The organism is Martinezella sp. CNPSo 3795, assembly GCF_057784475.1.
On the sequence record NZ_JBXSOQ010000003.1, the window covers coordinates 1 to 20,973 of the forward strand.

At 57.3% G+C, this 20,973-nt stretch carries 24 protein-coding genes and 1 pseudogene; 3 read left to right on the forward strand and 22 right to left on the reverse strand.

All coding sequences use genetic code 11. The annotated features are described in order from the left end of the window. Nucleotides 1-183: 183 nt before the first annotated feature. The 12 genes from AC13QY_RS09595 to AC13QY_RS09650 form a co-directional block, all read right to left on the reverse strand. A complete protein-coding gene (locus AC13QY_RS09595; protein ID WP_112721004.1) occupies nucleotides 184-513 on the reverse strand; it encodes a hypothetical protein in 330 nt (109 codons plus the stop codon). Between the two features lie 78 nt (nucleotides 514-591). Beyond that, a complete protein-coding gene (locus AC13QY_RS09600) occupies nucleotides 592-843 on the reverse strand; it encodes a hypothetical protein (protein ID WP_113332855.1) in 252 nt (83 codons plus the stop codon). Nucleotides 844-993: 150 nt separating this feature from the next. Next, a complete protein-coding gene (locus AC13QY_RS09605) occupies nucleotides 994-1,626 on the reverse strand; it encodes a hypothetical protein (RefSeq protein ID WP_152096242.1) in 633 nt (210 codons plus the stop codon). Between the two features lie 119 nt (nucleotides 1,627-1,745). After that, complete coding sequence (locus AC13QY_RS09610; protein WP_152096241.1) at nucleotides 1,746-2,414, reverse strand: DUF4376 domain-containing protein; 669 nt, start codon at nucleotides 2,412-2,414, stop codon at nucleotides 1,746-1,748. An 18-nt stretch (nucleotides 2,415-2,432) separates the two neighbouring features. Next, nucleotides 2,433-2,843 carry a hypothetical protein gene (locus tag AC13QY_RS09615; protein ID WP_152096240.1) on the reverse strand — a complete coding sequence of 137 codons (411 nt, stop codon included), beginning with the start codon at nucleotides 2,841-2,843 and terminating at the stop codon, nucleotides 2,433-2,435. Beyond that, nucleotides 2,833-3,255 carry a hypothetical protein gene (locus AC13QY_RS09620; RefSeq protein WP_152096239.1) on the reverse strand — a complete coding sequence of 141 codons (423 nt, stop codon included), beginning with the start codon at nucleotides 3,253-3,255 and terminating at the stop codon, nucleotides 2,833-2,835. The genes AC13QY_RS09615 and AC13QY_RS09620 overlap by 11 nt, the downstream gene beginning before the upstream one ends. Nucleotides 3,256-3,259: 4 nt before the next feature. Next, a complete protein-coding gene (locus AC13QY_RS09625; protein WP_488493402.1) occupies nucleotides 3,260-6,049 on the reverse strand; it encodes a carbohydrate binding domain-containing protein in 2,790 nt (929 codons plus the stop codon). After that, a complete protein-coding gene (locus AC13QY_RS09630) occupies nucleotides 6,046-8,688 on the reverse strand; it encodes a phage tail protein (RefSeq protein ID WP_488493403.1) in 2,643 nt (880 codons plus the stop codon). Before AC13QY_RS09630 ends, AC13QY_RS09625 begins: the two co-directional genes overlap by 4 nt. A 100-nt stretch (nucleotides 8,689-8,788) precedes the next feature. Further along, nucleotides 8,789-9,217, reverse strand: a complete 429-nt coding sequence (locus tag AC13QY_RS09635; protein ID WP_004116223.1) for a DUF6950 family protein — start codon at nucleotides 9,215-9,217, stop codon at nucleotides 8,789-8,791. Continuing rightward, nucleotides 9,214-9,834, reverse strand: coding sequence for a hypothetical protein (locus AC13QY_RS09640; protein ID WP_113332849.1), 621 nt, complete (start codon nucleotides 9,832-9,834; stop codon nucleotides 9,214-9,216). The genes AC13QY_RS09635 and AC13QY_RS09640 overlap by 4 nt, the downstream gene beginning before the upstream one ends. 3 nt (nucleotides 9,835-9,837) lie before the next feature. After that, a complete protein-coding gene (locus AC13QY_RS09645; protein WP_488493404.1) occupies nucleotides 9,838-10,482 on the reverse strand; it encodes a hypothetical protein in 645 nt (214 codons plus the stop codon). Then, nucleotides 10,482-12,995: a hypothetical protein gene (locus AC13QY_RS09650; protein WP_162746396.1), complete on the reverse strand. Its 2,514-nt coding sequence runs from the start codon at nucleotides 12,993-12,995 to the stop codon at nucleotides 10,482-10,484. The genes AC13QY_RS09645 and AC13QY_RS09650 overlap by 1 nt, the downstream gene beginning before the upstream one ends. 61 nt (nucleotides 12,996-13,056) lie before the next feature. Between AC13QY_RS09650 and AC13QY_RS09655 the strand changes: the two genes are divergently transcribed. The 3 genes from AC13QY_RS09655 to AC13QY_RS09665 all read left to right on the forward strand — a co-directional run bounded on the left by AC13QY_RS09655 (nucleotide 13,057) and on the right by AC13QY_RS09665 (nucleotide 15,250). Further along, complete coding sequence (locus tag AC13QY_RS09655; protein WP_152096234.1) at nucleotides 13,057-13,614, forward strand: hypothetical protein; 558 nt, start codon at nucleotides 13,057-13,059, stop codon at nucleotides 13,612-13,614. Nucleotides 13,615-13,879: 265 nt separating this feature from the next. After that, nucleotides 13,880-14,296, forward strand: a complete 417-nt coding sequence (locus tag AC13QY_RS09660) for a hypothetical protein (RefSeq protein WP_152096233.1) — start codon at nucleotides 13,880-13,882, stop codon at nucleotides 14,294-14,296. A gap of 159 nt (nucleotides 14,297-14,455) precedes the next feature. Then, the gene (locus AC13QY_RS09665; RefSeq protein ID WP_210252942.1) at nucleotides 14,456-15,250 is read left to right on the forward strand and encodes a hypothetical protein; all 795 of its coding nucleotides are present in this window, start codon (nucleotides 14,456-14,458) and stop codon (nucleotides 15,248-15,250) included. A 19-nt stretch (nucleotides 15,251-15,269) separates the two neighbouring features. Here the strand turns inward: AC13QY_RS09665 and AC13QY_RS09670 are convergent, their stop codons facing one another. The 10 genes and pseudogenes from AC13QY_RS09670 to AC13QY_RS09715 all read right to left on the reverse strand — a co-directional run bounded on the left by AC13QY_RS09670 (nucleotide 15,270) and on the right by AC13QY_RS09715 (nucleotide 20,952). Then, entirely contained in the window at nucleotides 15,270-15,575 is a 306-nt protein-coding gene (locus AC13QY_RS09670) for a phage tail assembly chaperone (RefSeq protein ID WP_113332843.1), read from the reverse strand. A gap of 23 nt (nucleotides 15,576-15,598) precedes the next feature. Then, nucleotides 15,599-16,000 (reverse strand): hypothetical protein, encoded by a 402-nt coding sequence (locus AC13QY_RS09675; RefSeq protein ID WP_004116243.1) that lies wholly within the window; start codon nucleotides 15,998-16,000, stop codon nucleotides 15,599-15,601. Nucleotides 16,001-16,083: 83 nt separating this feature from the next. Continuing rightward, nucleotides 16,084-16,569 (reverse strand): hypothetical protein, encoded by a 486-nt coding sequence (locus tag AC13QY_RS09680; RefSeq protein ID WP_113332842.1) that lies wholly within the window; start codon nucleotides 16,567-16,569, stop codon nucleotides 16,084-16,086. A 3-nt stretch (nucleotides 16,570-16,572) separates the two neighbouring features. Then, nucleotides 16,573-17,004, reverse strand: coding sequence for a phage tail terminator-like protein (locus AC13QY_RS09685; RefSeq protein WP_488493405.1), 432 nt, complete (start codon nucleotides 17,002-17,004; stop codon nucleotides 16,573-16,575). Between the two features lie 36 nt (nucleotides 17,005-17,040). After that, nucleotides 17,041-17,361 (reverse strand): HK97 gp10 family phage protein, encoded by a 321-nt coding sequence (locus AC13QY_RS09690; protein ID WP_488493406.1) that lies wholly within the window; start codon nucleotides 17,359-17,361, stop codon nucleotides 17,041-17,043. Further along, nucleotides 17,357-17,629 (reverse strand): annotated as a pseudogene (locus AC13QY_RS09695) (DUF2213 domain-containing protein); the annotation flags it as partial. The pseudogene AC13QY_RS09695 and the gene AC13QY_RS09690, both read right to left, overlap by 5 nt. A 294-nt stretch (nucleotides 17,630-17,923) precedes the next feature. Further along, on the reverse strand, nucleotides 17,924-18,418 hold the full coding sequence (locus AC13QY_RS09700; protein ID WP_152096230.1) for a hypothetical protein: 495 nt from the start codon (nucleotides 18,416-18,418) through the stop codon (nucleotides 17,924-17,926). Then, nucleotides 18,415-18,918 carry a helix-turn-helix domain-containing protein gene (locus AC13QY_RS09705; protein ID WP_152096229.1) on the reverse strand — a complete coding sequence of 168 codons (504 nt, stop codon included), beginning with the start codon at nucleotides 18,916-18,918 and terminating at the stop codon, nucleotides 18,415-18,417. The genes AC13QY_RS09700 and AC13QY_RS09705 overlap by 4 nt, the downstream gene beginning before the upstream one ends. A 12-nt stretch (nucleotides 18,919-18,930) precedes the next feature. Next, nucleotides 18,931-19,305, reverse strand: a complete 375-nt coding sequence (locus AC13QY_RS09710) for a hypothetical protein (RefSeq protein WP_152096228.1) — start codon at nucleotides 19,303-19,305, stop codon at nucleotides 18,931-18,933. 357 nt (nucleotides 19,306-19,662) lie between these two features. Then, nucleotides 19,663-20,952: a DUF1073 domain-containing protein gene (locus tag AC13QY_RS09715; RefSeq protein WP_488493407.1), complete on the reverse strand. Its 1,290-nt coding sequence runs from the start codon at nucleotides 20,950-20,952 to the stop codon at nucleotides 19,663-19,665. Nucleotides 20,953-20,973: the final 21 nt, after the last annotated feature.

Sequence of the window (20,973 nt, forward strand, 5' to 3'; positions counted from 1 at the left end):
GCCCGATGCAGGGACCAACTTGAAACCGCAAAACGATCTGACAAATCAACCACGAGACGCCCCATCTCTTATTGCTCTATAAAGTAACCAAGAAATAGGTTGGATTGGGCGGATATCAATCGAGAATATGCAATAGCCGCCCACTCCTATATGCCATGTTTGTCACATGAAAGCATGATACTGTTAAGGCGTTTCACGGCCTCCTTTAACCCATCTGGAAATGGCGTCAAAAACCAGATCGGCGATCCACATGGCGCATATGCCGACGACGAAAGCCGTGGCATTCATGGCTGCGACATCCTTCTGCGGCAAAGGCCAGTTGATAGCGCGCAGATAGAAGAGCGCCGGCTCCGTCAGATAGGCGGCGGCAAGTGCGCCACAGATCGGCGACGCAACGATCTCTCGTGTCGTATATCGGCGCCGGGAGAGGCCACGTAAAATGCCACCGGAAAGGCCAGCGATGACAACACCGGCTTTGATGCCCAAAGCATCCAGAAATTCGTGTAACGTCATCGCTTTTCTCAATCAGATTTTGGAACGGCCGATTGCTTGCCACCACCTATTCATCGGGGATACGGCAGGCAAATCATTTCATTTATCGACAGGCGGCTGCGGCTTCATCAAACCCGCAACACCATCACGCATGATATTGATAATGATTTTCAACGTACTCAAAGCCGTGACCGCGACAGCGGCAACACCTGGGCCGATAAAGGATTGCGAACATTCCAAGGTGCCGTCTGGAAATTGCGTGCAGCCTGTTGCCAGAAGGACCGCAATCATGGATGCAGATAATGCTATCAAAACGTTCAGAACATTATGGAACGCATTCGTATTGAGCATGTGTTTTCCTCTTAAATGGATTGGAGCGGCTCATCGATAGGATGCCGCCCAAATTTTGAATTCGTTGAAGCTGCCATGAAAGGCATGTGCGAAAAGTCGATACCCCTGTATCGCCAGCGTCTAACCGTTCGTAATCGACTTCGGATAAATCTACCGAGCGCGCTCAATCGCTGCCGCGAACTTCTTGGCAAAGCCGGCGATATCGATTGCCCGATCCGTGCCGTTGATAATCCGGCGTGCACCGATCCAATCTGAACCAGTGGCACTGAAGTAATCATCAAGCTTCCTGCCCGTGAAACGGCCGTTGATCATGCCGTCGAACAGGATTTCGATCGCTTTACCTGGATCTAGAGCTCTATCCGGATCATCGATGATGCCATACTTGGCATAGTTGTCCCGCCCGGTGATTTGCACGAGACCGCGGCCACGATAGCGCCAACCGTCATCACTCGCTTCATCGCCGTTTCCCATACGATTAGCATAAGCATGGTTGGCAATCCGGCGCGGCTGACGAGAATAGGCCGCTGCCTGCTCTATATTGAAATACTTCGGAAATGTCGCCCGCAACCCGGCGGCGGAATAGCTCAGATTTTCCGAAATTGCACACATGGTTTTACCTGTCTCGTGATAGACCGTCGCCAGCATGTAAGCCAGCCAGCGGGGATCGAAAGGCTCGGCCACCCACGCATCCAGGATCGCCTCCGTACCATTGACCTGATTTGTCGACAGCCGACCGCCAAATAATGGCATGCGCACTGCCGAGAAGAATTTTTCGTGATCCATAAGCTTCATTCCAAACTCGAAAATATAAATTCGAATAGCAAATATGAATGAGACGCTTGGCGATGATGCCGCCAAGCAAAAGCTGGCTCTTGCGACGAGCCCCTATTCGCCTCCCGCTATCAGATATCGGGCGATGTGATCGCATTAGACGGCCAAGCAAAGGCATCGATCTCCACTTTCGTCGAGATCGAGCCAGCGATGATTTGGGCGTTCACCTCGCCTTCGGCCGCGAAAGCCGCCTGGACATGAGCACCGACTGCGTTTGCGATCGCCGTCATCTGTGTCGCCGTCAGTTCAACAAAACCACTTACCGTCTTGAACCTAACCGTCACCTCTGGATTTGCCTGCACATAGTTGTAGGCTCCGGTGATCAACGATTGGCTCGCTCGATCGGTCATGATGCGCATACCATCGACAGCGATGCTGCCCGTTTCGACAGCGTAGCGTTTGGAGGCAGCATAGACGTAAAGATCGACCGGCTCCGGTTCTGGCGACCAGCCGGCAACGATGGAAAGAAGGCTTTCCGGCGTCTCCGGCCATTCTATGGCCGAGCTGACGAGGGTTGCTTCCTTGTTGCTCAACTGATCAAGGATCGCGTCCTTGTCGGCCGTACCCAGTCCGGAGGTGATTTTGGCGGCAAGCGCCAGCCAGAAATCCGGCACATTATAGATCTGCTGCCGACCGAGCCAGAAGGCGGCGCAGGCCATCCAGCGATCGGCCTTGTTTTCGGAACGGGCCGAAAGCAGCGCCTCGACCATCGGTTCATACATGCTGTCTATGCGATACATGGCAGTCCTTCCTTCTGTTTAGGCTTGGGCAAAGGCGCGCACGGCCCGCCAATCGATTTCGGCAGCGGCGCGGATCTCGGGAGCGGTTTTGGCGGCGGCAAGAGCGACGTTCGCCGACCGGCGCAAGGCCTCGATCATCTGCGAGCCAACCTTCCAGTGCTGGTCTCGCGTTAGAATTTCGACGGCCTTTTCGAAGCGGCTAACGCCATCCTCGGCAGCCTCGGCCGTGATATGCGGTGTCTCGCCTTGGGGCACATTCTGCCAGTTGGCCGCGATCCGCTGCGCCTCGGCAAGCTTCAGCGAATAGACGGCTTCCTGACCGGGAATGACGGTGATGAAGAGCATCCGCGCCAGCCTCACCTGCCGGTCAATGTCCGTTTGCGTCTGGACGCGTTCCAGGGCGAGATCTGCGGGCACGTTAAACAGCATGGATGGTCACCTCGAAATCGTGAAAGCCGGCTGCGGCGATGAAGGGAAAGCGGTGGTCGCCGCGAACGTCCGTCGTGAACTCGAAAATACCGTCCTCGATCGCGACGATCGCGTTGGCATGAACGACCGAAGTTCCAGCCGGCACGTCGAAGCGAACCTTCTCAATGCCATCGGCCCGAACCGTGTATTCGTTGACCTCAAGGGCCGACCGCTTCGGAACGATCGCGCCGTCCCGCACATAGGACGTGGCGTCGATATCAAGCCGATAATCGGCTGCGGGCACCTCCATGACCGCATAGCACTCACCAAACAAAGTGGCGAGTTTGGGAAGCGTTTCCCGGTCACAATGACCGCTTTGGCGGATGCGGCCATCGGTGGCGAACAGAATGTAATGGACGACTGAAGACGTCATGGCGTTACCTCTTGAACGCTGTCGCGATGATATTGCTTTCGTTCCAGACGATGGTGTTACCTGGGCAGTAGATCTGCAGCGTGTAGGTGTGATAGCCCGCGCCGGGAGCGTCATAGAGGGCCGGAACGGCAACCAGACCGGCAGTGTAGGTCGTCTGAGAGGAGCTTCCGTTTTGGCCGCCTGTACCGCTGACGACGGTTTGAACGACGCCGAGATAATAGGTCTGGCTAAAGATCGCGGTGCCGTCGCGGAAAATGTTGCACCCGATTGGCTGGGAGTTCTGGCTGCCGCCGTTCTGATTGAACTGCCCGAGAGTCATGGCGCTGATCACCACGCGGCCGTCGCCTGCGATCGTAATGCCGCAGGCGGCTAGATTGACCGTCTGGCCTGCGCCGATTGTCTGGCCGGCACCGTTGCGGCCGGCTGACACGGCTGTGACCGCGCCGCCCTGAATATTGCTGGTTCCAACTTGCAGCGTACCGATGACGGCCGAGCTGATGTTCACTGCACCGAGGTTGGCGGTGATGGCATCGAGGCTATTGACGGCGATCTTATTCGCGGTGATCGCACCATCCACGATCAGCTCGGCCGAGACGGCGCGGCGCATGACCGGTTTCGACCAGTAGCAGGAGCTGCCGGTGCCCGCCGTCCGCTCCACCTGAAGCAGCATCGCGAGCTTGGTATAGCCGCTTGGCACTGTGTAGCGGCCCTGCAGGCGCACCCATCCGTTCTTAACGGTGGTGCCCGTCAAGGCGTTAAAACCCCACGTGCCGGTAGGTGTCTGGACTGCGGCAAAGATGTTCGCGCCGTTAGCGTCGGTGTTGTACACCCAGACATCGAAGGCATAGACCTCGCCCGCCGTCACCGTGATGAAATTAGACCGTGCGCAATCGCGGCCAAGCGACTGCAGCACCCAGCCAGCCGCATCGCCAGAGGTTGTATCGAGATAGAAGGCTTGCTGGTTCTGAACGGTCCAACCATCCAAAGTCCCTGTTTGCCAGCCATTATCGGCCATATTGCTGAAATCGGTCAGGACAAGCTGTTTTGCGGTAATGGCATTTGCCGCGATCTGCCCCGCGCCGATCGTGTTGGCGGCAAGCTTGTCACCGGTAATGGTGCCGCCCGCGATCGTTGTGGCAGTGACCGCACCGGCCGCGATCGTGCCGGCCGTAACAGCATTGGCGGCAATCTTCCCGGCAGTGACGGCGTTGGCGGCGATCTTGTCGGTCGTAACGGCGCTGGCGACGATGCCGCCGTTCGTGATCATGACCACGCCGCCATCGCTCCACGGCGTCGGTTCGGTCGCGCTGGCCGGGATACGGCACAGCATGGGCTTGTTCACGAACATATAGCTGTCAGTCTGACCGCTGTTGGTGTCCAGCTTGCGCAGATGGAAGGAAGCAGCAACCGCGTTGGCGGGTGCCGCACCAGCTGTGCGCAGACCCGGCCAAAGATCGGGATTGTTCTGATCCGAAGGGATGTTGGCATTGGCCGAGGCGGCGGTATAGCTGAGCGCGCTACCATCAGCCGCTACCCATTCGATACGCAGTTCCACGGTGCAGCGATGTGCCGAGATATAGGCCGTTGCCTCCAACCATTCGCCCGGCGCACAAGGCACCGACATTGGCAGCGAGTTGGCCAGACCAGCCCCGTCAGGCCGCCTCCATCGGACATCGGCAAAGAAGCCGGTAGGTCCGCTGCCCTGCCTCAATTCCAGTACAGGATTGTTGCGGCCAGACCATGCCTCACCCGCTTGGCGGATACGCATGGCTAGCCCCGGAATGGTGCCGCTGGTATAGGTGACGCTCCAGCAGTCCAAGCCCATCGTGAAGCTGGTGTTTTGAAGCAGGTTCTTGCCTGAACCAACCGCCAGAGCATCCGTGGTCACCGAGTTGGAGGCGAGCTTGTCGGCCGTAATGGCGTCAGCCGCGATCTGTGCTGCCGAAACAGCACCCGCCGCGATCGTACCGGCCGTCACCGCATTGGCGGCAATGGTGCCGGCGATGACGGCATTCGCCGCGAGCTTACCGACCGTGATGGCGTTTGCTGCTACCTTCGACGCGGTCACCGAGCCATCAACGATGAGTTCGGCGCTGGAGGCGCGGCGCATGACAGGTTTCGACCAATAGCAGGACGAGCCGGCTCCATCGGCCTTTTCGACGACAAGCGCCATAAGAGCCTTGGTCCAGCCGGCGGGGATTGTATATTGCCCCTGAAGCCGCACCCACCCATTCTTAGTGTCTGTGAAAGCTACAGTCGGCCAAGAAGTGACTCCCGTATTGCTCGTGATCTGCACCTGCAGGAGTGCCCGATTTGGATCGGTGTTATAGACCCATACATCGAAGAAATATGTTTCACCGACCGTGACTGCTATCTGATTGGATGCCGCGCAGACCCGTCCAAGCGATTGCAGGATATAGCCGCCCGATGCCTCACCTTCATTCGTCGTGCCTGCGTAGAAGGCTTGCTGTTGCCATACTCGCCAACCATCCAAGCTCCCCCTTTGCCAGCCGTTATCGGCCATATTTGAAAAGTCGGTGAGAACGAGCTGCTTGGCGGTGATCGCGTTCGCCGCGACCTTGTCGGCGGTGATCGTGTTGGCCTGCAGCTTCGGCGTCGAGATCGCATTGTCTGCGATCTTGGTGGTCGTGATGGCATTGTCCACAAGCTTCGTGGCATCAACCGCTAACGCGGCAAGCTTCTGGTTGGTGATCGCCGCATCCGCGATCTGTGAGGAAACCAGTGTCCCGGTGACCTTGGCGGCGGCTACTGCCGAGATCTGGGCGTCCGTCATCTGCCGGCGATATCGCCCGCCGCCGTCGCAGCCGTCCAGGCGTTACCGGTGTATCGGTACAGCTTGTCATCGGTCGTCAGATAGACCGTGCGACCCTCGACATTGCCCGTGGTCGGAAGGCTGGAGACAATTTCGACCGGCCGGATGCCGGAGGCGAACTTGGTTGCATCGACCGCATTGGCCGCAAGCTTTGCGGCACTGACAGAACCATCGGCAAGTTTGCTTGCATCAACGGCGAGTGGCGCCAGCTTGCCGTTCGTGATGGCGTTATCGGCAATTTGGGAGCTATTTAAGGTCCCGTTGACATCGACGGCAGCAATCGCCGCCGTCCATGCGCTATTGTGATAGCGATAGAGCTTCCCATCAGTTGTGAGATAGACCTGCCGGCCTTCGTCGTTGCCGGTCGTCGGCAGCGCGGAAACGACTTCAACGGCCTTGATACCACTTGCAAGGCTGGTGGTATCCACCGCGCCCCGAGCGAGCGCGCGAGCCGTGACCGCTCCATCCGCAAGCTTAGCGGAGATCACAGCGCCGCTGGCCAGCACGTCAGCGGTAACAGCGGCTACCTCAAGCTTTGCCGTCGAAACCGCCTGGTCGGCGAGCTTCAGATTGGAGACCGCCTCGTCCATGATCTTCGCAGCCGATACGGCGGCATCAGCAATCTTGGATTGGACGATTGCGCCATCGAGAACGTCAGCGGTCTGAATGAGGACGTTCGGCGTCTTGACGGTCAGCCAGGCCGACCAGTCCGTTGCCCGGCTCGACTGCGGAAGATATCGGCCGCGCGCCTCGTAGTCAGTGTTGGCGAGCGTCCATTGGCCGGAAATCAACCAAGAATATGGAGCGGCATAAGGGTTACTGTCGCTGTCGAACACGACATCGCCGGTTTCCTTCAGACGCACCTGCACCCATACGCCCGCGACATCGTCGAGATCCGGCGCACAGCTGATCTTGATCGCCGGGCGGCGATCGATGCCGCCGGCATCCTTGATCGTAGAGGGTTCAACGGTCCAGCCGATCATCGGCTGCGACGGCGGCGTGATAGGCCCGAGCCAGCCGACCGCCGTTGGCAATTGCAGACCTGGATGCCAGTCGTAGTCAGCTGGATCGACTTCCTTCAGCGTGACGACGATCAGGAAATTGGGCTGCGGCTCGATTTTGACGACGAGAAACTTCTTCTCGTCATAGCCATTGCGAGCCGAAGACCAGGAAACGACGTCGTTCGGCTCCAAAGGATATGCATCCGGCGGCAGCGAGATCTGGTGCACGCGGAAGCGCCGGTAATCCTGGATCATCGCCAGGCCAATGCGCTGTACCTGGTTGGCAAAGGGAACGGCGAGCAGCTGAACCTGCGCCGGCAGGCGGCGATTCCCATCCTGCGCCTCAAGATCGGCGTTGTAACGACCCGGTGCATCCTTCGTCGCCCATTTTTCCGCGGGCTCCGGATAGGTGGCCTCGATGGCATTGTAGGTCGCAGACAGCGATGGGAACGGCTGAAAATCCTGTTCCTCCGTGACGATGATATCGTCATCCGTGAAGGAGTAGACCGCCGCGCCCGGCGTTCCCACCAGCATCTTGAAGATGCCACCGACTTCGGCGATGCGGCCATTGCAGCCCTTCAGCAGCTCGGAAATGGCATCGAGTGGCTCCTGATCACATTGGATATCGTAACCGGCACGGAAAGCCGGTTCGCTGCCACCGCCGTCGAGCTGGACGGACGCGTCGCAGGCATTCGCCGCTGCCATCCAGTTCGCCGCCGGCAGGCAGAAGGCACCGATATTCTGGCCGCCATAGACCCATTCCGAGCCGTAATACACACCACGGGCAAGGTTGTAGGTCATCACAGCCGGGTTGCTGCTGGGCTCCCAGGTCGATGGGTCTGTCCAGCGATGCCCGCCATTGCCGCCGACCGAGGAATCTTTGCGGACGTCGTAGAGCGGCAGCGGATGCGGCTCAAAAAGGCCGGCAGGAACACCCCTGAAGAGTTCGGTGTTGTAGCGCGAGGTGAGGATGACGACCTGGCAGCCGCGGCCGATCATGGTCGGCCTCCATGGGCGCTCGGCATGGCTGCCGAATTTGGCCGTCAGGAAGGGATCGGGGCTCGTCTGCGTGCCGTCGAGGAACTTGATCCAGAGATAGTCCTTGTTCTTGACGCGATATTGCTGCACGGGGAAGCCGCGGCCATCAGGATGCGGCTCATCCCAGAGAACGCCGACCTTCTGGTCGTCGATCCAGACGCTGGTCAGGCCGCGCTCGCCCGCGCGGTTGGGAAGGCTGCCGATTTCGATGACATCGGTGAAATAGGCATTCGGCGTCTTGCCGTCCTCGCCCCAGGTGCCGGCATACTTGCGTTTGCCGGCGGTCGCGTAGCTGCCGATGATGAAGGACATCGCATGATCGTCCCCCATGCTGATCTCGAGCTTCGTCCCGGCCGGCTGCGGCTGTTCCTTCTTCGCCAGTGCCTTCTCGACCAGAGACAGGCCGATATTGATGGCGACAGTCAGCACCAGTTTGCCGATACTGATCGAGCCGAGAAAGTTACCGATCGCGGCGATCGCCGCTGAGATCGGATCGGCATGCGCAACATCCGCCATCAGCCAGAAGCTGAGGACATTCAGAAGCAGAATGAGATATTTCATGGATCGGACGACCTCGGTTGGCGCATGGGAAAAGGCCGTCGCAACCAAAGCTGCGCCGACTTGTCACCGGTCAGGGATAAATTTCGTGTCGAGAGCCTGGTTAGCCGACCTTGAAGGCCCGCTTGGCGTCGAGCAGATCGACGGTGCCGAGCCCGCTCTCGCGCAGCACGAAGATGCGCTCGCCATTGACGACGCCGAGCGCGTAGCCGAAGGGGCCTTCATGCGGGACCGCGGCGATATCGCCGATGCCGGCTTCGCTCGGGTGGATCTCGGGCAGCATGCTGGCGACGAGATCGGCGAGATTGTCGAAGCCCGCCGCCTTCATCGTCTTCAGCGCACCGGCGGCGGTCGAATATTCGCCACGAAACTGGGCGGCGCAATCGACGCCGGTTATCGCCAGCACCAGATTGCCGGCAAGCCCCGGCCCGCAATCATGGCTGCCCCAGGCAAATGGCGTGCGCTTCAGCCGGTCGATTTCGGCGACGAAGCAGGCGCGCCAGTTCTTGACCCTGACGAGATCGCTGTTCATTTCTGCCCCCAGGGGATCTGCCAATTGGCGACGGTGCTGGAATAAAGGCCGAATTCATCGCCGCTGCGGCGCTTCTGGCCTTCATAGGAGGATTTGGCCGGATTGGTGCGCTCCAGCATGGCAATGGCGGCGGAGATGGCGGAGATTTCGATATCGCCATCCTGCCCCACGGCCGGCGTCTTCACCGGCGCGCCATCGGCAATACCGAGAAAGGCGATTTCCGCCGCCGCACTCGGCAGGCGCGTGCCGGTATCGAACGACATGTCGTGGATTTCGATCGGCGCCAGCCGCAGATCGTAGCCGCGCACGAGCTGTTGCACGGCGGGCGCGATCTGGCCGATGGTGATGGTCACGGTCTGGATCGTTAGATCCGCCGTGCGCGGGATCGGGCTCACCTGCAGATTGAGACCACCATAATAGGTCCGCGCCTCCGGCAGACCGGTGACGCCGGAGGTAACGGTGATGTTGATGTCGTCATCGCCGGTCCAGAGGCCGATCGCGGCGGGCGCGCCGCTGGCGAGATCCTTGCCGGTAATCCAGACGAAACGACGGGGCACGAGCCCCTTGTCTCGCGCGCCGGTCAGCGCCGCGAAGAAGGCGGAGGTGATATTCTTCATCGTCTATTTCTTTTGGATGATCTTGAAGGTGGCGCCCGAGGTGATCGGGCCGCTCGCGGTGCCGGGATTGTGGCTGCCCGGCATGACCAGGCATTTGCAGGCCGGCAGCAGAAGGGTCACGCCGAGACCGGCGGCAAAGCCAGCCGGCAGATGCGGGAAGACGCCGAAGACGGGCGTAATCCCCTGCCCATCAGCGCTCACCGTCTCCGAGATTTCGAGAAAAGCATTGCGGCCGCCATAGCCGACCTGCATCTTGTCGCCGACGGTCAGCCTATATCCCACCGGCAGGCCCTTGAGGCTGAGCGAAGCATTGTCGGCCCCGAGCGCTGCGACACTGACTGCAGCACTCCCGAGCTTCGTCCCGTCGGGATCGGCCTGCGGATATTTCGACAGCGGATCATAAAGAAAAAGCGCCTCCTGGGCGCCGTGTAACTTGCGGATGCGGGCGGCGATCTGTTTCGCCTCCGCATTGTACATGTCGGAGAGCGTCACCGTGCCGGTCCAGAGCGGCGGCGCGAGCTCCGCCTGCCATACCCGGCCATCGCCGGAGCCGGAAAGCTCGTCATTGCGCTGAATGTCCCAGACGATGCTGGAAATCTTCAGAAGATCGGCAAAGGCCGGCAGACTGTAGGGATAGGAAACGGCCATCAGCGCCTCCGGGGATTGCGGTTGATTTGCGCGACGCGATCGGGAAGCTGCTGATTGAAATCATTCAGCCCCTGCCGCGTCGAACTCTGCGCTTCCGATTGTGCGACATTCTTCACATAGGCCTTGAGATTGCCGTCCTCATCGACAGAAACGCCGACCGTGACATGGACGCCGGAAGCGGAGCCGGAGGCATCGTTCTGGTTATCGGCCCTGATGCGACGGACGGGAACGGCGGCATCCGGCTGCGCCCGCACCAATTGCGGCCCGCCCTCGCCGACCACGCCGCCATCGGCATAGCCACGCCGGCCAAGCCGCATCGCCTCGACGATGCCGACGCCGCCAGCTCGGGCAATATCCCTCTGGCTCCAGACGACCTCGCCGGCATGAACGATGCCGGCTGGATCATTCTTGCCGCCGGGGCCGGTATAGCCGCCATCGGCCCAAAGGCCGGGAATACCGCTCGCGACGGCTGCCGCCGCCTGCGGCGATCGCGCCAGAATGCCGAGATCCAGCCCGCCGCCTCCGCCGAAAAGCCCGCCAAAGATGCCGCCGCCACCGAACAGTCCACCGCCCGCGGCTGCACTGTTAACCTTGAACAGGCTGTTGAGCACATCGTTCAGCAACCTGTCGGAAATCTTGGTAAGCACGGAAATCGCCGCCTTCCCCAGGGATTTCCAGAGGCCCTCACCATTGCGCAAGCCGCTGACCAGCGTCGAGGCGAAATCGCCGGCAAGCTCGCGGGCATATTTCAGTTGTTCATTGTAGCGAATGATATTGGCCGAGGCCGAATTCATGTCGACCGGCAGGCCATATTGCTTCTGTGTCGAGGCAACAGTCTGATCGATGGTCGAGCGGCCCATTTGATCCTGCTGGAACTGGATATCGCCCGAAAGCTTCTGCAGCGCCTGCGCGTCGGCAACACGCCGATAGGCATCCGCCTGATCGTTGGCCGCCTTTGTCAATTGCGGCATTTGCACCAGCTGCGCTGCACCGCTTTTCTGAAGATCGTCCTGACTTTGCTTCAGCGTGACAACCTTCGACCTCACATTATCCGTCGCCGCAGCGGATTGAGCGGAAGCCTGTGTAGTGAGCTTTGTTTGTCCAGCGTAAGCTGCCGAGGATTTTGTCGCGTTATCAATGGCTTTTGCTGATCTCCCAATAGCAACGTCATTATCGATCCGTCCTGCAACTCGATTCGCCTCTACGCTAACGGTAGATTGATCGCCAATTTTTGCGACAGAATTCGTTGTCGCAGCCGAACTGGACAAACTTGCCAATCCTGGAATAAGCAATCGCGAGATAGCGGCCATTCCATTAACAAGTCCTGAGGAACTATTTGCCCATTCAACTAACTTTGAAGCGACTATTTGCGTCGTAGCATTCGGTGCCCCAACGTTGTTAATGTTTGTCGCACCAACCGAAGTTCCCGGTGCGCCTCCGTTAGTCATGTAACTTGCAACCGCAGCTTTAGCTTCCGTACTCGTCTCTTGAATCTTTTCCAATCTCTGCGAAATCAAGCTGGCGTAATTATTTTCCCAAGAGTTTTGTAACGCCTCTAAGTCGGGCGCCACGTCCAGATTTTCCGGCTTTGCTCGGGCTGCTGCAATACCCTCGATAACTTTTTTCACATCCTCCGGAACGGCGTCCATGTGCTGCAATCCGTTGATCAACTTTTCCAGCGGCGCCGCAAACTCATAATAACTCGCACCAGGAGTATTCCGCTGAATTCTTGCATCAGCAACAATATTATAGTTTTCCTTCATAAAGTTATCTAGAATTTTTTCCGATTCTTGGTATTTTTCGTTTATAGATATTCTACTTTTATATATAGTATTTGCTACACTAAGCATTTTCTCAGCGTCTTCGGCGTCTTTCCTAAATTGCGGCATAGAATCGCCGCTTAGCGTGCTTCTATCTTTCTTTTCATCCCGGTCTTTTTTTATTTCCTCAAATGCCGTGGCTTGTTTATTGAGATCGGTCTCACGCAACAGCCGAGTCAATAGGTTATCGCCTTGAGTGGCAGCAAGTTTTGCTTTCGCATCACTAACAAACGGCCCAGCAAGCTGCAGAAACCAATGTATTGCTTCACCAACTTCCTGGATTTCGCTCTTGCGAAGGGGTTCACCTGCCCCCGAGGCGCGTTCACGAATAAAATCGAAATTAGAATATCCCGTAGGATGATTAAAATCTAACATGCTTCTATTAGCACTGCTGGCTGGTGTTTGTGTGATTGCCGGCGCGCTATTAATGAGTTGCGCAACTGCAAAAGTAGTCGTGGCATTTGCTGCCACTTTGCCGTTCGCTGCGGCAAGTTTTATAACTTCCGTGTTTGCTTTGCTGATCGCTCCGCCGGCGACCCGAACCTTGCCATTCATATCGTCGATGGCTCGCGCTGCTGCGCTTGTTTTCTTTTCTGCCCGCGTGGCCTCCGCATTCCATACGCTAAGATCGTTTGCTGCGGAGCGTACTTGGGATGCATCAATGACAATACCAAGTCTTGCAACGTCTAACATACGCTTGCCCTCCCCTGAATAGCAGAGTATCGTCTCTAGGTTGTCTCATTGGGAAAATTTCGTGCTGTATCTTTTATCTACGGCTGGTGACGCAGCTCTTGTGTGCCCACACCTCAGCTATTTGAAGCGGGCTTCAATCATCGCGAGCGCTTTACTTGCTACGTCGGCCTTGAGCGGCTGCAACTTTTTTGATCCACCACTCGTTACCGCATGCGAAGAAAATCTAAAAGGCGTGCTAGTAAAACCCTCAAGCTATCGGCGCGGTGATTTCAACATCACTTCAATACCAGTCACACGATCCGAATTGGATAATTATTTTGAAGGCACGCCATTAAAGACATTGCGCAAAGAGGCTCTTGAGCGTTTTGACGACGGAACTGAGCGACCGGTGCGCTATATGCTAAATTTACAATTTACCGCTGACAACGAAAACGCCGAAACTGTGACCACAAAGCTCACCTGTGAGTATTTCTCTTTTGACGGCAAACAGTCCAGCGTTGTTCCGTTCGTAACAGGGTTAAAACCCTTGGATATTTCCGAATTTTCGCGATTAACGTCAAAATCGCTTAAGGGTATCGCCGAAGAGAACCTTCGAAAGGCGGCGGAAGGCCTACAGTAGTCTGGCCAATTATGTTCACCTTATCCCCGTACGGCAGTATTCGCCGCGCAGCACCTCGCGTTCATCGCACCTATGCCGGCCATTTACGTGCAAGACTGCGCCGGACCGGTCATTTCCGGTAGGCCTTGAAGCGATCCATTAGGGCTCTGATATCGCCGGCCAGGATACTGATGCCCAGAGTTGCAATATCTGCCACTGGAATCCGTTTCAAAACCATGCGCTTTGAATGGGGGATTTCGTGATTAGATTGTGGAGATTGGTCAGCGTGGCTCTTTTGCTGCCAGCCATTGGCGGCTGTAGCTCTTCTGAATCGAAATTGGTAACCGTGTGCGAAGAAGTTTTGAAATTGAGACTTTTAGCACCGGCAGGATACAAGCGGGTCGAAATCAAAGAATCCAACGAGCCTCTCAACCGCGCCGACTACAAACGCTATTTGGCGGGAGACGAATATGGGCCGCTCATCCAGGGAGCCAGGATGAAGGATTTTGACCAAAGTCGGGTAAAACCTCTGATGTTTGAGGTTCTTATAACTTACGATGCTCCTAACGCTTATGGCACACCAATTCGCGGCACCTCCAGATGTCAATATCCAACTGACAATGAAGACACCTCCAGAGCGGACCGTCTCTACGTAATGATCGACGGCAAAACGAACGCGGAGTGGTTAGAGACGCAGCGCTAACAAAAGCGGGCGACTATGAGGTTTCAGCTACTTCTGACTGCATTCTCCGTGTGCCCCCTATACGGGATGAGTTCGCGACACATTCAGACGGCCGTTCAGCTGAAGTAACGGCATCCGCATTGGCATTCCTTAGAATTTCTGAGAGACACTTATGGACGTTTGGCTAAAGGCTTTGATCGCAACTGCATGCATAGTGGTAATCGCGAGCGCCGCGATTGTCGGCGGCGTTGTTGGCAATACTACCAGGCATGGCAGGAGGAGAAGGCTGCCAAGCTTGCCGAACGAAAATTCAAATGCACCGATGCATTGAGAGAAGAAGTCCGTGCGAAAGCAGGCGAAAAGACGTATGGTTCGTTAGCTCTCATGGTTGCCGAAGCGGATGATTGCCGAGCGGAATTTCCTGACATTCGGGCCTCGTTTTGCTTTCGTCTCTGGAAAGACGTAAAGCGATTCAATGCAGGAGAAACTACCGACTTCTTCGACAAAATGACCTCTGCAGCGGTCAAAGAGGTTGACGCGCGCAACCAAGAGTTGGGCTATGCTGAGCCAGAAAAGAAACCTCTTCCTCAAAACACGAGTGAGTGGAAAGCGACCACACCATCAAAACCTGCGGCGGCGCTAACAATGGTGGCAACGTGCGAAGCCGCACTGAAATGCCGCCTTGGTTCATCAGCTACCTATACGCAAGTTGACCATTCAAAATCCCAATTTCCAATGGGTCGCAGTGCGTTCGCAAGCTACCTTGAAAAGACCGACGACAGCCCTTCGATGCGAGAAGAGAAGCTGAAACAGTTCGATCAAGGCATTCTGAAGCCGGTAGAATTTTATGTCTACTTGAGCACAAACGCCATCGTCCAAAGCCGATATCAGCGGATTGAAGCGGCCTGCAGCTACGTCGGCATACAAGGTACTGACGCCGGCGCTGCCGTAGACAATGTGAGACTTACCTACTGAAATTCTATGGCAAGCTCCCCTACCCCGCCTCCCGCGCCCTGATCGCCTCCGTCTCCTCCTCCACCGCCTGGCAATAGCGCCCATCCATCGCCTTTAGCACGGCGATGTCCTCACGGCGCAGGAGGTTGCCGGTCAGCTGCAGCCAGGCAAGCATTTCCTGGTGGGAGAGCGGCGCCGGGCCGGAAAAGCCGGGGGTTTGCGCCGAGCGCAAGTCCCAGAACCAGTCCCAGAGCGCATGACCGGCCTCCGGCACCTCGGCCTCCGGGCTTAAAAGCTCGAAGGTCTCGTTGCGTTCGCGCCGAGTCTCGCCGTTTGTATCGCGCACGCAATCATAGCGCGCGACGATCCTTACGGCTTCTGAAAGCCCTTCGGCAAGCTCTTCATAAAATTTGCGCGGTCCTCCGAGGCGCCGGCCACCTGATCGTAGATCCAGCCGGCTTCCTCGACGACTTCGCGGGCCTTCTCGAAGGAGAGCACCGGCTGCTCGCCCTTCCACTGCTGCTCGCCCCAGCTCCAGGAAGCGATGGCGGCGGCTGCCTTGTCGAGATATTCGGCCTCGACCTTGCTGGTGGTCAGCTTCTTCTTGCGGCTGGCGAGGAAGCGGTCGCTATGCTGGCGAACGATCTTCTTCACCTCGTTGCTCTCGGCCGAGCGGATCATGAAGGAGATGCCGAGCGGCTCCTCGGTGGCCGGATGCAGGAGCTGCAGCTCGAAGAGATCTTCGGAATTGACAAGACTGGAGATATCCAAGGAAACACCTTATCGGTTGGGACATGTGAAAGTGGCCGCGCGCCGCAGGAGAGCGACGCGCGTAAGGTTCCGAAAGATCGCGCTTACGGCGTGGTGACGGGATCGACGCGGATCGGCAGCTGGTTAAGGCCGATCTTGAACTTCTCCAGATCGAAATCGTCGGAGCCGCCGCCGGGATAGAGCGGGCCGGAAACGACGCCGCGCGAATAGAACACCGTGTTGGTCTTGCCCTGCGGCGCGTCATTGCGCTCGACCTTGATCGCCATATTGTTGACGTTAAGCGGATCGCCGAAGGTGCGCAGGATGTCCTGGCCGGGATCGTCGGCGATGGAGGCGACTTCGAGCTCCGGGTCGCCGGCGTTGGAAACGCCCTTCTGCTTCTGCTGCACCGGCTCATCCAGCGTATCGTAGTGGTTGATGGTGGAGTCCGAGCCGAAATCGCCGACCTTGCCGACCTTGCCCACCTGCACCCAGGTCAGCGCAGCGTAGGCGGTGGCCGTCAGGTCGGTATTCTGGGGCGTCTCGCATACGTAGACTTTCGAGCCCTTCTTCGTGCTTTTGTTCGCCATGGATCATGTCTCCGGTTCAAAGGCGGTGTAGGGAATGGTGACCGGTATCTGCACCCGGTCATCCTCTTGGATCGGGCCTGCGGCCCACGGCTCGCCACTGATCGTGATCTTCACGCCAGAGGCGAAGAGCGTCTTGTTGTTGAAATGGTCGATGACCTGGCCGGCGGCATCGAGTGGCTTGATCAGCCCGCCGCCGGCCTTCCAATAGACGGAAACCTGCAGCAGCCCGAGCTTCTGCTGCGGATCGTCGCCGAGCGTCACCTGCCGGGGGCGGTTGGGCAGGAAGCTGACGGCCAGATAATTATCCGGCTTATCTTCTCCCGCCGGAGGAAAGACAATACCCGGCTGCGCCACCGGCAACGGCGGCTGGAATTGGAGTGCGGCCAGATGGTCCAGCAGCGCAGCCAGAATGAGAGCGTCCGTTGCCGTCGCCATGCGTCACCTTGTCTATGATGTTGAAATTTCGAGGGATCAGTCCGCCGGGTCGCGCGCGGCGCGCTCGACGATGTCAGGCCATTGGCGCGCCGCAAGCCGCACCATGCCCTGCCCCGCCTGCCCATCCTTGCCATATTCGACGGCGGCGGCATGCGGCGCGGTGAAACCCATATGGATCATGCCGCCCAGCGGCACGCCGAGGCCGGCCAGATTAATCGGCTGGCCTTCGTCAGATCCCTCCGTGTCAGCAATTTGCCGTGGCGGGGCGGAGACCCGGAAGGAATTGACAAGTTCGCCGGAGGCTACAGGCGTTGCCTCGACGATCGCTTCGGCCAGCCGTTGCGCGGAGAGGTTCACCGACAGCGTATTTCTTCCAGTTTTCCGAGGTGACCATTTCCGGCGGATGCTCATTTGTCACCGGACGGTGAGCGGCGCTCTTCAGCGTGTCCTCGGAAAAGACCTCGCCTCCTGGCCGGTAGATGCGTACGGTGGGCATCTCGGGCTTGCCGATCTCGGCGCCGGCATAGGTTTGAATGCCGGTGCGAGCGATGCGGGCGTCAGCGACAAGATAGCCGTCTCCCGTCCGCCGCGTCCCCGCGACGGTGACAGTGTCTGTGAAATTCATGTTGGGATTTCCCTTGGTCGGAATCGACTCTGGCTGAAAGTGGCCTTGGCAACCTATGAGGGAAGCAGCCGAGGGCGTCTTCTCAGGCTAGAGGCCAGATTGCCTCATTCAATGTTCTCAGATCTTCGGTGCTTCTTGGAAGCATTTGGCTTTGGAAAGCGTCCAGCCCGAAATTGGCTGATAGCGGTCGGCATTGGACCGCGGGCAATCCCGACAAGCGCTTATGAAGACGGTCGGGATCCAGTATATTTTTTCAAGAAAGTTGGTGAGGTAGACGGATCGAGAAGACTGCGATTACCCACGCGACCGTGAGCTCTTAATTACCGGCATCACTGGCAATTCAGCATTGGATTCCCAAGAGAGATGCGCAACCAATCCGCGAAAATATGGATAAGACGCGAAACGCCCCACTCTCTGCAAATAAGCTTCGAGGTGCGCCTTCGCGACCTCAGGAACGCCGCTATAGACGACAAAATACTGAGCTTCAACTTTAAGAAGCTTCTTCTTAGAGATCGTTACGGTGGTTAGCCAAGTAAAATGGCCTCCCAGCGTCTTAGACTCCGAGTCGTAATTGATTGCCGTGAGCTCGCCATCAAATGAACGCGAAAGCGGCCTTCCGCCTTCTTCATCTTCTCGCAATGCCGCAAAGTATTCAGGCTTTACCGAAAACTTGAGATCCATCAAACGGATATCAAGAAGATCGGCATGCTCAACGATCAGATTGTAGGCTTCAAGCGCCTCAGCCTTCGTGACTTCGGAATCAATCTTAGTAACGCTAACTTCACTCATGCGACAACTGCTTGCTCAAAGAGCTTTTCTGAGAGATTATCATTCACAACCATAGGTGGCGATTTGCGAGATTGCTTCTCAATAAGCTTCATCAACATATTCGTGGTGGTCGACACCACCATGCTGACCGCTTCGACTTCAACAAAGTTTGATTGCATCGAAACTTCATCAGCCATGGCCCAGCCAACAGACTTCGCTACTGGTGCAGACGTGCTCCAGTAACCTTGGCGAAGAGCTGCCTCTTTTGCAGGCATGCTATGCCACTCGCAACGTGAGCCAAGCGCGCAATAGATCCTAGCAATAGTCTCGATCGTCAGGTTGGCCTCGTCGCCCAAAATCTGAGAAACCCATGCGGGGCTAACCTTGAGGCGTCGCGCCAATTCTGCCTTCGAGACGTTTGCATCCTTCATTGCACGCAAAATGTCATACTGAATATCAGCTCGAAGCTCCTCAGTGGCGAAGATGACGGCTTCATTTTCATCAGCGGGACCAAATCTCATATTGTCCTCCTGTCACATGTACGTTGCTAATTTGCGCGCCGCAGCTTCAAGCGTCGCACGATCCGCAGCATTTTGCTTTTTTGCAGTATCGATCTCGGTCGCAATAAACACTCCCTCGACTGCAACACCTCCGTACACGCGGAGTTGCCATGCCTTGAATGCAGAAATCGCAACCTTTGTTCCGGCTTTCTGGCCGGTGGAGAAGCGGCCTTCGAATTTGAACTTCTCATCGTCGAGATATTCATCGCCGTCCTCGGCGAACCGTTTCATCCACTGCAGACACCGGCTGCGCTGGCGCGCATCCGATTTTTCGAACTTTTTAGCTACTTGCGGCGTCATCATAACTCTATAGCGCTTGCCGACGCACACTTCGATTAGATCTTCCATACTGCGCTCAGCCGCACCATTAAGTTAAAACTTAATTCTTGACAACAAGTGAATCAATACCCGCCCTGAGATTCAGTCGAAGTGGTTAGCTTCACGCAAGCTTTGCCAACTCCATCCTCCCGAACAGCATCACCAGCACAGATTTAAGAATTAATCGTAACGATTGCAAACGATTGTATCGCTGCGATTAAGTATATGCGTGCAAAAGCTGTGCAATAAAGATGTTGCAGCGTGATACATTGATGAGCTCGACGATACTTACCTTCTTTCACCATCATCCCAGGTAGGAGAGACAGCGAGTTTAGGTCTCTCTATCGGCTGTAGAACTGATCGGTTTTTCGGAGCAAGTGAGATCATTCATGCCCGAACTGCCGCCTCCAACCCCGACAACACCCCATCCTCGACAAGGGTGTTCACCAGTGCCTCCGACAACGCTAGCCGAGGGATGATTTCTTGGCCGGGGGACGAACCAAACAAAGCTCGTGCCGCTTCGGCTTTCGTCTTGAAGATATCGGCCCGCTCCTTCTCGCTCATCTGCTCCAGCGGCGCCCATGTCGAATAGATGGCTGGATCGCGCGCTCCTGTGGCGGAGCGAATAAGGCATTCGTCGAGCCGGGACATCGCCGGCGTATAATCGAGCTCCTGGATCGCTTGAATCCGATCGTGATAATTCTTCATGTCGGCCATGCCCGTAGCATTCATGCCGGCAGGCGATTGGCCGAGCAATCGGGTGACCGGAATATCGGCCGCGCCGGCAACGATCTGCAGGAAGGCCATCAGAATATCCGTAAGACCAGAGAGCGGTGCGCTCTTGCTGTCGTATTCCTCTTCGGCATCGAGGATCAGGGTGCCGTTGACCCCCTTGATGGTGTTGGCGAGCGCGTAGCGACGCAGCACCGCATCCTCATAGGCCTGATTGCCGATATTCGCCGAGAACTGCGGAACCTTGATAATGTCGATCTTCGCCTCGAAGACGAGGCTGGCGATGTTGGCCGCCGTACTGTCGGCATTCTTGATCGCGTCGAAGATCGCGGCCAGCACGCTTTCGCCCCAAGCATGATTACCCATGCCGCCAAAATCCTCATTGGTCGCCATCACCCCCTTGAAGATGACGAGCCGAGACGGATGGATGGTCACCTGAATGCCGTTAGCACCGGTCAGCGTGTAGAATTTCGGCGTACCATACCATTCCGAGGTCGGATCGCTCTCGATGTCCCCGGCAGCCACCTGACGGCGCGTCAGCACCGTCAGGTGTTTAAGGCCGCCCTTCCCGATTCGCTCCGCCTCAAGCGGCAACGCTGGATCGGCATCTTCCGCGCCAATGAACAGGGCAGCGCCACCGAAAAGCCGTGCTTTCGTCGCTGCTTCCAGCACTTTGCCGCGTAGATTGAGACGTCGTTCCTCCGCATCGAGCAAGCCGATCTGATCGCTCGCCGCCTGCCAGTTTCGCCATTTCCGGCAGCTATCCAGCGCCGGAATGTCGACGATCTTGCGCGGCAGCCAGGAGCCGCGATAGGCAGCAATGATCTGCTCGTCCGTCAGGATCGGCTGCGTATAGAAAACAGATGCCGCCTTGTCGCGTTCGGTGCCCATGCGGGATGCAAGGCTCACCAATCCGTCGCGAACCATCGAGAATACCTGCCCCATGGATTGTCCTTTGATATGATG